Source organism: Paeniglutamicibacter quisquiliarum, from assembly GCF_019084045.1.
GTDB classification, from domain to species: Bacteria; Actinomycetota; Actinomycetes; order Actinomycetales; family Micrococcaceae; genus Paeniglutamicibacter; species Paeniglutamicibacter quisquiliarum.
Map to the genome: position 1 here is coordinate 311,113 of NZ_JAHRED010000003.1, position 13,071 is coordinate 324,183.

Annotated in this window: 13 protein-coding genes and 1 riboswitch; of the genes, 5 read left to right on the forward strand and 8 right to left on the reverse strand. The window is 65.4% G+C overall.

Annotation, left to right across the window (positions count from 1 at the left end):
• Positions 1-176: 176 nt before the first annotated feature.
• On the forward strand, positions 177-1,184 hold the full coding sequence (locus KRR55_RS08090; protein ID WP_217388566.1) for a bile acid:sodium symporter family protein: 1,008 nt from the start codon (positions 177-179) through the stop codon (positions 1,182-1,184).
• A gap of 124 nt (positions 1,185-1,308) precedes the next feature.
• On the opposite strand, the gene KRR55_RS08095 is transcribed toward KRR55_RS08090, so the two are convergent.
• From KRR55_RS08095 to KRR55_RS08110, 4 genes are all read right to left on the reverse strand, one after another.
• Positions 1,309-1,629 carry a hypothetical protein gene (locus KRR55_RS08095; protein ID WP_217388567.1) on the reverse strand — a complete coding sequence of 107 codons (321 nt, stop codon included), beginning with the start codon at positions 1,627-1,629 and terminating at the stop codon, positions 1,309-1,311.
• Between the two features lie 148 nt (positions 1,630-1,777).
• On the reverse strand, positions 1,778-2,386 hold the full coding sequence (locus tag KRR55_RS08100; RefSeq protein WP_217388568.1) for a hypothetical protein: 609 nt from the start codon (positions 2,384-2,386) through the stop codon (positions 1,778-1,780).
• A gap of 92 nt (positions 2,387-2,478) precedes the next feature.
• Complete coding sequence (locus tag KRR55_RS08105) at positions 2,479-3,537, reverse strand: Gfo/Idh/MocA family protein (RefSeq protein ID WP_217388569.1); 1,059 nt, start codon at positions 3,535-3,537, stop codon at positions 2,479-2,481.
• 37 nt (positions 3,538-3,574) lie between these two features.
• Entirely contained in the window at positions 3,575-4,099 is a 525-nt protein-coding gene (locus tag KRR55_RS08110) for a gamma carbonic anhydrase family protein (protein WP_217388570.1), read from the reverse strand.
• Between the two features lie 234 nt (positions 4,100-4,333).
• Here KRR55_RS08110 and KRR55_RS08115 point away from each other — a divergent pair, with 234 nt between their 5' ends.
• Complete coding sequence (locus tag KRR55_RS08115; protein ID WP_217388571.1) at positions 4,334-4,894, forward strand: hypothetical protein; 561 nt, start codon at positions 4,334-4,336, stop codon at positions 4,892-4,894.
• Between the two features lie 112 nt (positions 4,895-5,006).
• A complete protein-coding gene (locus tag KRR55_RS08120) occupies positions 5,007-5,459 on the forward strand; it encodes an OsmC family protein (protein ID WP_217388572.1) in 453 nt (150 codons plus the stop codon).
• Between the two features lie 51 nt (positions 5,460-5,510).
• Here KRR55_RS08120 and purU read toward each other — a convergent pair whose 3' ends face one another.
• Together purU and KRR55_RS08130 are read right to left on the reverse strand one after the other, a co-directional pair.
• Positions 5,511-6,359: a formyltetrahydrofolate deformylase gene (gene purU, locus KRR55_RS08125; RefSeq protein WP_217388573.1), complete on the reverse strand. Its 849-nt coding sequence runs from the start codon at positions 6,357-6,359 to the stop codon at positions 5,511-5,513.
• A gap of 59 nt (positions 6,360-6,418) precedes the next feature.
• A complete protein-coding gene (locus tag KRR55_RS08130) occupies positions 6,419-7,516 on the reverse strand; it encodes an NAD(P)-binding domain-containing protein (RefSeq protein WP_217388574.1) in 1,098 nt (365 codons plus the stop codon).
• A 92-nt stretch (positions 7,517-7,608) separates the two neighbouring features.
• Positions 7,609-7,696: riboswitch (ZMP/ZTP riboswitch) on the forward strand.
• A 62-nt stretch (positions 7,697-7,758) separates the two neighbouring features.
• Between KRR55_RS08130 and glyA the strand changes: the two genes are divergently transcribed.
• Complete coding sequence (gene glyA / locus KRR55_RS08135) at positions 7,759-9,045, forward strand: serine hydroxymethyltransferase (protein WP_217388575.1); 1,287 nt, start codon at positions 7,759-7,761, stop codon at positions 9,043-9,045.
• A gap of 77 nt (positions 9,046-9,122) precedes the next feature.
• Positions 9,123-10,004 (forward strand): bifunctional methylenetetrahydrofolate dehydrogenase/methenyltetrahydrofolate cyclohydrolase, encoded by an 882-nt coding sequence (locus KRR55_RS08140; RefSeq protein ID WP_217388576.1) that lies wholly within the window; start codon positions 9,123-9,125, stop codon positions 10,002-10,004.
• Between the two features lie 461 nt (positions 10,005-10,465).
• On the opposite strand, the gene KRR55_RS08145 is transcribed toward KRR55_RS08140, so the two are convergent.
• Both KRR55_RS08145 and KRR55_RS08150 read right to left on the reverse strand, forming a co-directional pair.
• A complete protein-coding gene (locus KRR55_RS08145) occupies positions 10,466-10,891 on the reverse strand; it encodes a universal stress protein (protein ID WP_217388577.1) in 426 nt (141 codons plus the stop codon).
• 469 nt (positions 10,892-11,360) lie between these two features.
• Positions 11,361-13,037 carry a sensor histidine kinase gene (locus KRR55_RS08150; protein WP_217388578.1) on the reverse strand — a complete coding sequence of 559 codons (1,677 nt, stop codon included), beginning with the start codon at positions 13,035-13,037 and terminating at the stop codon, positions 11,361-11,363.
• Between the last annotated feature and the right edge of the window lie 34 nt (positions 13,038-13,071).

Below are 13,071 nucleotides of genomic sequence, written 5' to 3' on the forward strand. Positions count from 1 at the left end.
AGCTGGCGGCCGGCCCGCTCCCGCACCGCGGGTATTCGCTCCACTGCGTTACCGACCCCGGTCACATGACGCCGGGATGTTGCGATGAGCGGTACATTTTCCGCGACCAGCGGTCAGGCTTGGGCGAACTGGCAAATTGATTGGACATGCCTTGATCAATTTGTCACCATTTTTTCATGTCAACCGATCGAAACGTACAACCCAAGCCCGGACTGGATGCCGAGGAGCGCAGCGCGAAGGTCGCCGTGACGCTCTTCCCGCTGCTGGTCCTGGCCGGCGGGGCCATTGCCCTGCTGACCCCTGAAACCTTCAGCGGATTCTCCAAGGCCATCAATCCCTTGCTCATGATCATCATGTTTGGCATGGGCCTGACGCTCACGCTGCCGGACTTTGCGCTCGTCGTGCGCAAGCCGCTGCCGGTGCTCCTGGGCGTCGTGGCGCAGTACGTGATCATGCCGCTGCTGGGCCTGGGCATTTCGATGCTGCTGCAGCTGCCTCCGGCGCTGGCCGCCGGCGTCATCCTGGTGGGCTGTGCGCCGGGCGGAACCGCCTCGAACGTGGTGACCTACCTGGCCAAGGGGGACGTCGCCCTCTCGGTGACGATGACCTCGATCTCCACCCTGCTGGCACCCATCTTCACCCCGCTGCTGACCCTGTGGCTGGCTGGCCAGTACCTGCCGGTGGATGCCGGGTCGATGGCCAAGTCGATCGTGCAGATCGTGCTCATCCCCGTCGTGCTCGGCCTGGTGCTGCGCGTGCTCCTGCCGCGCGTGGTCGCCAAGGTCCTGCCCGCCCTTCCCTGGGTCTCGGTCATCGCCATCACCGGGGTGGTGCTCATCGTGGTGGCGGGCAGCGCCGCCGCCATCTTCAGCGCCGGTCTCTTGATCCTCCTTGCGGTCATCCTGCACAATGCCGGAGGCATTGCGCTGGGCTACGGAACCGCCAAGCTCTTCAAGCAGCCCATCGCCACCCGCCGCACCATGGCCATTGAGGTCGGCATGCAGAACTCCGGCCTGGCCTCGGGCTTGGCCAAGACCTACTTCACGCCCGAGGCGGCGCTGCCCGGCGCCGTGTTCTCGGTCTGGCACAATCTCTCCGGGGCGGTCATCGCAGCCATCTGGCGCCGCAGCAGCGCGAAGAACGCCGAGCGCGAAGCCGCCGAAGCGGAGCTTGCTGCCAAGTAGGTGGCGGGTGATTCAAATTTCCGAAGATTCCATGGCCGCGCCGCGAGGCAGACGACCAGGGAACCTTCGGCAGTTTGATGGCCCTATTCGATCCTTGGCCTAGCCTGGCCTCGAAGGATTTGGCCTAGTCGATGCCCGTGTCCAGAACCGTGGGCTTCACCGGATTGCCTTTGTCGTGGCGTGAGCGGGCGCGCCCATAGGAGCTGCGTGAATTCTGTTTCCACCACCACCAGTCGGCGTTTGCGGCGATCCTGCGCAGGCGGCGTTCACTGAGCGGAGTAAACCCCCTGACGACCAGCTCTCGGTGGATCTCCTCTGCGGCGCCATAGGCCATGTTTTTCCACTGTTTGCGGATACGCACACTGTGGCGGTGCTCTTTGCACCACTCGCTAAGCCGGCTAAATAGCTCTGTTCCCGTATCCATTTCCGCTTCGCCTTGCAGCACTATGGAGTCCAGCCGCGGCCGGATTCATGCCGTTCCCCTTGCACTCTCTCCGAACGGCGTGGATGACAACATTCGACATTGCCCAAGGGCGCCACTTCATGGATTAAATCTAGTTCGGAAGGTCTCCAGCGTAAACATAGTGGCAGGTCTATCCCTCAAAGGGAGCCGGCAGGATATCTCGGTGCGACATGATGGACACGGCTTCCAGCCGCGGGTCTTGGTGCAACGCCCGGAACAGCATCGGTTCGGCGGCAATGATCAGCGAATCCGGGTATAGGCACGTGCCCCAGGCGAAGGTCTTGAAGGGGTCCTCCACGAACTCGGGAACCTGGTCCCGCATGGCGGAGGCAATGACCTCCTCGATGCCCAGGATTTCGTGGACGAACTCATGGCCATCAAAGCTGCTGCTTGTTGCATCCGGCGGGAAAGCCCGGGCACGGCCGACCCAGCTGCGCGTGTGCAGCGGATACCGCGGACCGAAGTGCGCGATCAGGATCTCGCCGAGGGCCTGGGCCGTGGAAAGATCCAACGTGCCCAGGGGAGCGCGGGGAAGCTCCGCGTCGGCGTGCTCCAGCGAGTGCGCGGACCAGAGTTCGTTCCAGTCGGTGGAACCCGCCAGTTCGACGCCGGCCGGCAATATCTCGGACCAGCGCTGCGGTTCATCGAGCCGGTCGTGCGTGGGGAGGAACAATCGCAAGAGTCGGAGTGAATGAAAATCTTCGGTGATGTAGTCCCTGGCCAGCAAGGAATCCTCCATTGCTCGATGGCTGTCGGGTATGAAAAAGTTTGGCGGTGCCGCGGGATTCCCCGGCACCGCCAAACCTTGTTTTCATTGCCCCGAGAGCGGGCCTACCGCGAGACGAGGTCGTTCGGGTAGCGGATCCCCAGCTGGTGGCGGATCCCGTCGAAGATCGCCATGGTGTTCACCGAGTGCTCCCACGGCATGGTGGGGGACTCGTTGAGGCCCTGCTGGATGCATCGGGTCGCCTCGCGGAATTCGAAGGTGTAGTTCGCGCCCACCGGTTCAAAGACCTCGGTCCGTGCCGGGCCGTCGGCCGGGTGGATGAACAGCTTCGTGGGGTTGTGCAGCGGCGCGTTAGTGCCCAGCCAGCCATTGGTGCAGGCGACGCGGGCTTCCTTGGTCGGGGAGCTGGTCAGCGACACCATCAGCTGGGCGTGGCGCACGCCCGGGTAGCCCAGGGTGATAGCGGTCTGGATGTCCACGCCGTCGTCGTTGAGGTCGCTGCTGGCCTGCACCGAGGTGGGGAAGCCAAAGGCGCCGATGGCCCAGGTGAGCGGATAGACCGCCAGATCCAGCAGGGCCCCGCCGCCAGCGGCCGGGTCGAAGAGCCGCCACGTCGGGTCGTAGGGGGCAACGAATCCCAGGTCCGCCTGGACCCAGGAAGGCTCGCCGAGCTCGCCGGATTCCAGGATGTCCAGGGCCCGGCCGAACGCCGGGGTGAAACGGGACCAGACCGCCTCCATGAGGAAGAGGTCGCGGGCCTCGGCCTCGGCCACCAGGGCACGGGCCTCGGAGGCGTTGATGGTCAGCGACTTCTCGCAGACCACGTGCTTGCCTGACTTCAGCGCGGCCATGGCGATCTCGAAGTGCTGCCCGTGCGGGGTGCCGATGTAGACGGCGTCGATTTCCGGCTCGGCGAACATCACCTCGTGGGACCCGTAGGCCCATTCGATGTCGTGTTCGTCGGCGAAGGCGCGGGCGCGCTTCTCGCTGCGCGAGGACACCGCCATCACGTTGGCGTCCTCCAGCGACTTGAGATCGGCGATGACGTTTCCGACGATGCGCCCGGTGGAGACGACGCCCCAGTTCAGGGTGCGGCCCGTGGCCTTGATAGGCGAGGGGGCTCCCGGATGTGCGGTGGGTGGTGCCTGGATGTAACTTGCCATCGCGTATGTGCTCCCTATTCTGTGGGCGGGTGTTTACCTAGCGTGCGGCGTTTGCCTCACGGTGCTTCGCCGCCAGCACCAGGTAGTGGGCGGCGTTTTCCTTCAGGTTCTCCACCTCCTCGTCGCTCAGTTCGCGCCTGACCTTGGCCGGAACCCCGGCAACCAGCGAGCGCGGGGGCACCTGCGTGCCCTCGAGCACCAGCGCGCCGGCGGCCACCAGGGAGTTCTCCCCGATGACGGCACCGTTCATGATGGTGGCGCTCATGCCGATGAGGCAGTCGTTGCCCACGGTGGCCCCGTGGACCACCGCCGAGTGGCCCACCGAGACGCGCTCGCCGATGGTGCAGGGATAGCCGGTGTCCGCGTGCAGCACCACGTTGTCCTGGAGGTTCGTGCCCTCCTTGACGGTGATGGTGTCCGAGTCCCCGCGGGCCGAAACGCCGTAGAAGGCGCTGGCATTGGCACCCAGGGAAACGTCCCCGGAAAGCGTTGCTGTCGGTGCCACGAATGCGGTGGGGTCGACGGACGGGGTGATCGAGTCAATGGTGATGATGTGGGCCATGACACCCACTGTAGCCGTTGGCCGGCGGCGCCATTGGTTGGTGACACGACGCGGCCGCATGCGTGTTCCGTGCCATGGTGAGGACCCCGCTGCCGGCCCGGTGTCGCGTTCGGGGGAGGGGCGGTGGCCAGCGTGCCGGGCAACCCGATAGTGTTGTTCTTCGGCTCCGCGCCCTGGGGCGGCGGAACCGTAGGACGGTGTTCGGATGCAAAGGGTGAGGGAGCAGCTGGGACGATGTGGCCGCAGCACAAGGTCGAGGTTTACGAGCAAATGGTCGCAGCACTCCGTGGCACGCTCGATGAACAGGCGGGGAGCATCCCTCCCCGGGTCCTGGAGCGGTTGAGGGCGATCATCGAGGGCGCCGTCCACACCATCGAGAACAGCCCCGAAATCGTGGCCATGGGGCTGCCCGACCTTGAACCCGGGGAAGCCGAAGCCGGGTCGAACGTGGCTGCCGTGGTTGAACCGGCTGCAGTCGAACCCGCGCCGGCCGAACCGAAGACCCCGGTCGACCATTTCAGCCACGGCGCGCACGCCGAGGCCAACAGGCTGTTGAAGGCCAGGGCGCTGGCCAGGTGGCTTTGGGACCGCAACATCAGCGGCGACCAGGTCCTGGGGTTCACCAACAAGTGGCGCAACAAGATTGCCCGCGCGGCAGGCGTCAACCCGCCCTCCACCCTGGAAACCTGGACCCTCGCGGCTGAACTGATGGGGCGCATGGAGCAACTTACCGGTTCCGAGGCCAGCGCGCGCCACCATCTGGACGAACATGAGCAGTGGGCCAACGAACCCTAGAGGGAATTTCGGGTGTGGTTCCCCGTGCCGCGGGCGGGTTTTACCGTTCCTTCGCGGACCGTGGGGCCCTCCGCCACGGCAACGTCCCCTCCGGTGGTGGCATGATGAACGCATGAGCGAAAACGAAGACCCCACGCTGCGTTCCGTCGAGCTGACCCGCACCGCGACAGGCCGTTACACGGTGCGCAATGACGCGGGCGCTGAAATTGAATTTGGCCAGGGCGAAGGATTGCTGAGCCCGGTGGAATTGCTGCTGGCGGCGATTGCCGGATGTTCGTCGATCGACGTCGACACGGTGACGGCCCGCAGCGCCGAGCCCACGACCTTTCGGGTGGCTGCATCCGGCCACAAGCTGGTTGAGGACGGTGCCAACCGCATGGACGGCCTGCACCTGTCCTTCGACGTGGCCTTTCCGGACACCGCCGGCGGGCGCAAGGCCGCAGGCCTCGTGGAACGCCTGGTGGAGCTCTCGCACGACAAGTACTGCACGGTCTCACGCACCGTGGAGCGCGGCACCGCCGTCACCTCGGAAGTCCACGTCGCGCTCGGTGAAGCCGAGGGCTGAGGGCTCGCCGGACGAAGTCCCGGCCGGCGCCGTGCAAACGGCGCCGCGCTGTCAGGAGAAAACGACGGTGCGGTAGCCGTCGAGCATGACTCGGCGCTCGGCATGCCAGGCCACGGCGCGGGTCAGCGTGCGGCCCTCCACGTCCCGGCCCATGGCCACGAACTGTTCGGCGGTGCGTGCATGGTCCACGCGGATGACTTCTTGCTCGATGATCGGTCCCTCGTCCAGGTCCGCCGTCACGTAGTGGGCGGTGGCGCCAATGAGCTTGACGCCGCGGGCGTGCGCCTGGTGGTAGGGCCTGGCCCCCTTGAACGACGGCAGGAACGAATGGTGGATGTTGATGGCCCGCCCGTTGAGCGCGCGGCACAGGTCATCGGAGAGGATCTGCATGTAGCGGGCCAGGACCACCAGTTCGATGTCGTGCTCGTCCACCAGGGCCAGCAGCCGGGCCTCGGCCTCGGCCTTCGTGGCGGCGGTGACCGGGATGTGGATGAATTCAATGCCGTGGAAGTCGGCCATGGGCTTCAGGTCAAGGTGGTTGGAGACAATGACCGGGATATCCACCGGCAGGGTCCCCGCGCGCTGCGAGTAGAGCAGGTCGTTGAGCGCGTGGCCTTCCTTGGACACCATGATCAGCGTCCGCACGCGCGAACCGGCGGCGGTGACCTTCAGTTCCATGCCGAACTGCTCGGAGACCGGGCCCAGTGCCGCGCGCACCGCCTCGAGGTCCTGCTCCGTGGCCACGGCGATGCGCATGAAGAAGTTGTGCGTCTCCGGGCTTTCGAACTGCTGCGACTCGGTGATGTTGCAACCGGCGCTGAGCAAGGCTCCCGAGACGGCGTGGACGATGCCCGGACGGTCGGGGCAAGACAGGGACACAATGAATTCGTTGGTGCTCACGGGATTACGCTACATGCAGCGTTCGCCGTGGCTGAATCCGGCGGAAAAATGAAGCGTTCCTAGCCCGCCGCCACGGCCGCCTCGCGCGGATCCGGCACCCGCACGGCGGCAACCGCCGCGGCCCGGCCGGCGCGCGTTGCCCCGATGGTGGAGGCGGAGGCGCCGTAGCCGACCAGGAACAGCCCGGGGACCTTGGTGACGGTGACCGAATCCTCGCCCATGACGATGCCGCCGCCGGGCTCGCGCAGGCCCAGGGGAGCCAGGTGGTCAAGGGAGGCGCGGAAACCGGTGGCCCACAGGATCACGTCGATGTCCTCGGTGCTGCCGTCGGTGAAGGTGACGGCCGCCGACGAGACCGAGTCGATCCCGCCGCGGGAAACCAGGACCCCGGAGTCGATTCCCTCCTGGTAGAAGTCGGTCAGCGGCAGGCCAGTCACCGAGACCACGGAACGTGGAACCAGTCCGGCATGGGTGCGGTCGTTCACGTTCGCCTCCACCTCGATGCCCCAGGCCTTGTTCTGCGGGGCTTCCCTCCACTGCGGAGCACGCCGGGTGGACCACAGGGTGTCGATGCCCAGGGAGGCGAGCTGCAGCAGGAATTGCGCGGCGCTGGTGCCGCCGCCGACCACCAGCACCCGCTTGCCCAGGAACTGCTCGGGCGCGACGAAGTCCCGGGTGTGCAGCTGGCGGCCGGTGAATTCGCGGGCGCCGGGGTAGTACGGCCAGTAGGGCTTGTCCCAGGTTCCGGTGGCGTTGATGACGGTGGCCGCCTGGATCCGGCGGCCGTCGGTTGACGTGATGGTGAAGCCCTCGCCGAGCGAGCCGGTGACGGTCCTGGCCTTGAAGGGGCGGACCACCGGCAGGGCAAACGCAGATTCATAGTCGCCGTAATAGCGGGTGACCACCGCGGAGGCCGGTTCGGCGCGGTTCGGTGTGTCCAATTCCATACCGGGAAGCGAATGCAGTCCGTGGGCGCGGTCGAAGGTCAGGGAGTCCCAGCGGTGGCGCCACGCGCCACCGGGTCCCTCGTTGGCATCCAGCACGACGAAGTCCGCGAAGGGGACCAAGCCCTTGCGTCGCAGGTGGTGGGCGGCCGAAAGTCCTGCCTGGCCGGCACCGATCACGACCGTACGAAGCTGTTCACCGATCGATTGCATTCCGGCTGGCCCTCCTGTGGGACGTGGTTATTGAAGATACAACTGTCACTCGGTGTAACAGTCTGGCCCACGGGCCTATTCCGACTAATATCGAAGGGTGTCGCAACTGGCGTTGGGTGGGATGAACCACCGGGGAACGGCACACGAGCTAACCACGGACCGCGCGCCTGGGTCCGGGGGTTGAATGATTCGCAATGTGACCCTGCCCGAAGACCAACCCTCACCCACCGGAGTTCAACACCATGAGCAAGAATCCCGTGACCAACCAATCCCTCGCCGAGCTCGACCCGGAAATCGCCGAGGTCCTGTCACTTGAGCTGGGCCGCCAGCGCGACACCCTGGAAATGATCGCCTCCGAGAACTTTGCGCCCCGCGCGGTGCTCGAGGCCCAGGGCTCGGTGCTGACCAACAAGTACGCCGAGGGTTACCCGGGCCGCCGCTACTACGGCGGCTGCGAGCACGTTGACGTGGCCGAGAACCTGGCCATCGAGCGCGTGAAGTCCCTCTTTGGCGCCAAGTTCGCCAATGTCCAGCCGCACTCCGGCGCCTCCGCCAACGCCGCTGCCCTCTCGGCCATGATCGAACCGGGCGACAAGATCCTGGGCCTGTCCCTGGCCCACGGCGGACACCTGACCCACGGCATGAAGCTGAACTTCTCCGGCAAGCTCTACAAGGTTGCCGCCTACGAGGTCGACCCGGAAACCTTCCGCGTGGACATGGACAAGCTCCGTGCCCAGGCCATCGCCGAGAAGCCGCAGGTCATCATCGCCGGCTGGTCCGCCTACCCGCGCCAGCTCGACTTCGCCGCGTTCCGCGCCATCGCCGACGAGGTCGGCGCAAGGCTCTGGGTGGACATGGCCCACTTCGCCGGGCTCGTGGCCGCGGGCCTGCACCCGAACCCGGTGCCGTTTGCCGACGTGGTCACCTCCACGGTGCACAAGACCCTGGCAGGTCCCCGCTCGGGACTGATCCTCACCAACGACGAGGCGCTGGCCAAGAAGATCAACTCCAACGTCTTCCCGGGCCACCAGGGCGGGCCGCTGATGCACGCGATTGCCGGCAAGGCGGTTGCGTTCAAGATCGCCGCGGGCGAGGAATTCAAGCAGCGCCAGGTCCTCACCCTCGAGGGCGCCAGGCTCCTGGCCGAACGCCTGACCGCCGAGGATGTCACTAAGGCAGGCGTCTCGGTGCTCACCGGCGGCACCGACGTGCACCTGGTCCTGGTCGACCTGCGCAATTCGGAGCTGGACGGCAAGCAGGCCGAGGACCTTTTGCACGAAATCGGCATCACCGTGAACCGCAACTCGGTGCCCTTCGACCCGCGCCCGCCGATGACCACCTCGGGCCTGCGCATCGGCACCCCGGCGCTGGCCACCCGCGGCTTCGACGCGGCCGCCTTCACCGAGGTCGCCGACATCATCGGCATCGCACTGCGTGACGGACAGCAGGCGGACAAGGCGGCCCTGGCCGAACGCGTGAACACCCTGGCCAAGGCCTTCCCGCTCTATGAGGGCCTCGAAGACTGGTAAACGGCCACCGGCCACCCAAGCACCACCCCGCACCATGCGCGCACGGGAACTATTTCTTGAAACGGAGCACCACACATATGACTGCACAGATTCTTGACGGCAAGGCAACGGCAAAGGCCCTCAAGGCCGAACTGACCGAACGCGTGGCCAAACTCGCCGAACGCGGCGTCACCCCCGGCCTGGGCACCATCCTGGTCGGGTCGGACCCGGGCTCCACCTGGTACGTCGGCGGCAAGCACAAGGACTGCGCCGAGGTCGGCATCAAGTCGATCCGCGTGGACCTGCCCGAGGAGACCACCCAGGACGAGCTGCTGGTTAAGGTCCGCGAGCTGAACGAGAACCCGGAATGCACCGGCTACATCGTGCAGCTGCCGCTGCCCAAGCACATCGACCAGGACACCATCCTCGAGGCCATGGACCCGGCCAAGGACGCCGACGGCCTGCACCCGATGAACCTGGGCCGTCTGGTCGCCAACGTCAACCGCCCGATGTCCTCCCCGCTGCCGTGTACCCCCAAGGGCTGCGTGGAGCTGCTGGAGCGCCACGGCATCGAGCTGAACGGCAAGAACGTGCTGGTCGTCGGCCGCGGCGTGACCATCGGGCGCCCGATCGGGCTGCTGCTGACCCGCCGCGACGTCAACGCGACGGTCACCCTGGCCCACACCGGGACCCGCGACCTGGCCGCGCACCTCGCCGAGGCCGACGTGGTCATCGCCGCCGCCGGCCAGCCGCACATGATCAAGGCCAAGGACCTGAAGCCCGGCGCGATCGTGCTGGACGTGGGCGTCTCGCGCGTCAACGACGAGAACGGCAAGGCCGTTGTCACCGGCGACGTGGAGCCGGCGGCCTACGAGGTTGCCTCCTGGATCTCCCCGAACCCGGGCGGCGTGGGTCCGATGACCCGTGCCATGCTTTTGGCCAACGTGGTCGAGTCCGCGGAGCGCGCGGCAGGAATCTAGGCTCCACCCCGTGAGCCGGCCCCGTGCCCGTCCTTGAAGTTCTCAAGGGCGGGCACGGGGCCGGCGTTGTTTTTGGGTTTGCCGGCCGACTGCAAGCCACGAATCTGCCGCCCCGTGGTCGCTGCGTGGTTTTGGGGTGGTCCCGGCCCCACCAGGCGGGGTGGCAGGGTGCGCAGTGGAGTTCGATTTGGGTGCGGCATCCAAGCCCGGGGGTCTCGGTGGAATCGTTCGCGGTGGGCCGCGGCGTGTTTTCACCATCAGCCCAGTGGAACCCCCGGTATCCGCCGGCCTCGGAGACCTTGACGGTGGTGATGGCCCAAGGGTACCGGCGTTGGGGCGCAAGTCAGCCTGCGATGGCCCACGGAAATACCGAGGACGAAGATCGAGTTCCAGCGATCGTTAGAACAGCAAACCGCTACCGTTGGTGCCGGCCGGTTCCCCGACTGACAGCCGCGAGCCTGCTATTCGCCGTGGTGGATCAGCACCGGGCACGAGGCGTGGGCGGCCAGCGAGCTGGAGACCGATCCCATGACCAGGCCCTTGAAGCCGCCGCGGCCGCGAGTGCCCAGCACGACCATTGCGGCATCCTCGGAGGCCTTGAGCAGGTTGGGGGCTGCCGGTCCCACAATGACTTCGCGCTTCAGGTTTTCCGGGATGTCAACGCCGAAGGCCTGCTCGATTGCCTTGTCCAAGTTCTCGTGGGCGTCCTGCTCTGGATCCCACTCGGGGGTGTAGTCCTCCAGGACAAGGCGCGGGAGCCAGGAAGCGAAGGCCACCAGATCATGGCCCATTGCCGAGGCAAGGACCGATGCGTAGCGTAGTGCGTTGACAGACTCAGATGACCCGTCGACGCCGACAACGATCTTGCTGCGCGGAGATTCTTCCATGGTGGTTGACTCATTTCCTCAATAAGGGCGGAGTGCTCGACGAAACCACTCAACGGTACCGCCAGACCTCACTCTACCTCCGCGGATCCTGGCATTCGTGACGTGGCCGTCCTAGCAGTTCTGCGGTTCCAACGGCAACTGCATCGCCCCGTTCGAGCGCAGGGCGAACGGGGCGATCGGAGGCCTTCCGCGGCGTTCCGCAGGCGGCCCGCCGCGCAGTGCCCACGAGGTAGTTGGAACTCCACGTTGACTGACCTGAGGCGGGGACAACGGCCAATAGCCATGGTGAATCAGCACCGGGTACTTGGCATGGGTGACTACCGAGCTGGCTGTCGAGCCACGGTCTCTGCCATCGAATCCGCGCCAGCAAGTCAAAAACTGGTGTGGTGAATGGGCGACTGGCTTGCGGGAATTGGGACGACAGCCATCAATGGTTCCCAACCCTGCGGACACGCATTGTGGAGGACTCTCAGCGGACGTGCAGCGCACCAGGCCTGTATACGGACTGTGGCAGGGTGAAGCGGATGGAGGTCCCTGCTCTCGGCGCGCTATGCAAATCAATAGTCCCGCCGTGCATTTCCACGATGGATTTGGTGATGAGTAGGCCTAGGCCGAGCCCGGGAATGGCGCGTTTTAGGGCTTGGTCGGCACGGAAGAACTTGGTAAATGCTTCGGCCTGCTCGGTGTTGTTCATTCCCATTCCCGTGTCTTGGATCGTACACAGGAGGTCCTCACCCTCGACCCATGCCCGGACGGTGACGGTGCCGCCGTCGGGCGAGTACTTGATGGCGTTGGAGATGAGGTTATCCAGCACCTGTCCGATTCTCCCGGCGTCAACGACGACAGGCATTGGATCCTCGACCGAATTGTGCAAGGTCACCGCATTTGCGGTTGCCGAGGGGGCTGCTGCTGCCAAGCTGTGCGCTACCAGTTGGGCAAAATCGGTGGGAGCGGGGTGAAACATCATTGATTTTGTGGCCAGCAGGTCATTGACAAGATCCAGCAGGCGTTCGGCGTTACGTTCGATGACGGCTAGGGCGTTGGTTACCTCGGTGGGGAGGTCCTGGCCGTCGTCCATGATCAGGCTTGCATAGCCCAGGATGGAGGACAGCGGTGTTCGAAATTCATGGGAGACCCTGGCAACGAAATCATCCTTGGCGGCCAGTGCGGCAAGCATGTCCGTAATATCGTGAAAGGAAATGACAGCGCCGTCGTAGTTGCCATCAGCATCCTTCATGGTACGTGCAGTGGTGGAGAAGGCGCGCGCTCCGTCGCCCGCTCCGACCCAGAGGTCGAAATTGGTGAAGGACTCGCCCGAAACGGCGCGGCGCACGGGGCGTTCCGCGGCCTCCAACGGGGTCACCCTGTCCGAGCCGAAGAGCAAAAGGTCCTTCTCGGCAGGATCCTCCATGTCATCGGGAACGGCAAAGGCGTGGAAGGCCTGTTGGGTGGTGTTCATCAACTGGTCACGGCCCTGGGCATCCACCACCACCACGCCCACAGGGATCGCGTCCAGGACGGCGGAGAGAAGCTGTTCGCGCCGTCGGCTGGCATCCAGCGTGGCGCGCAGCTGGACATCCTTGGCGAGAACGGCCAGTCGCTGGCGGTCCAGGTGCGCTGTCATGCTCACGACGGCGAAGGAAAAGCCGGCCATCATGAAGGGGAAGAGCAGGGGCTTGCTCAGTTGCCCCGCCGTGACCGGCGTGCCGTCAAGGAGCAGCGGGGTCCAGATGATCAACAAGGTTCCCAGCAGGCTGCTGAAAACTGCCGTTTTGCGGGCCAGACCCGAGGCAGAGATCCAAAAGACAGGAAACAACATCAGCAATCCGGCCGAGGTTGCGTATGGCAGGCTGCCCTCGCGGGTAAATCCCACAGCCACAAAATCCAGGTACGGAATGACCAGGAAAGTTGGGTATGGGAGCCTGTCCCAGGGCATCGCGAAGCAGAGGAGAAGGATGACGGCGTGCATCCACAGTCCAGCGGCAAAGATGGGATTGGCGAAAATCTCGGGGAAGACGGCGCCTGCATGGGCCACCATCAAGATCACAGTCAGGCTGAGTGGTGCTTGGGAAAGGACGACCCTAACGCGCAGGGAACGGGCGTGGAAGTTTCGCTGAACTAAATCGGCGGTTCTGGACTGAGTCATGGGACTTCCATCTGTGGCATGCGTCGTGCTCAGA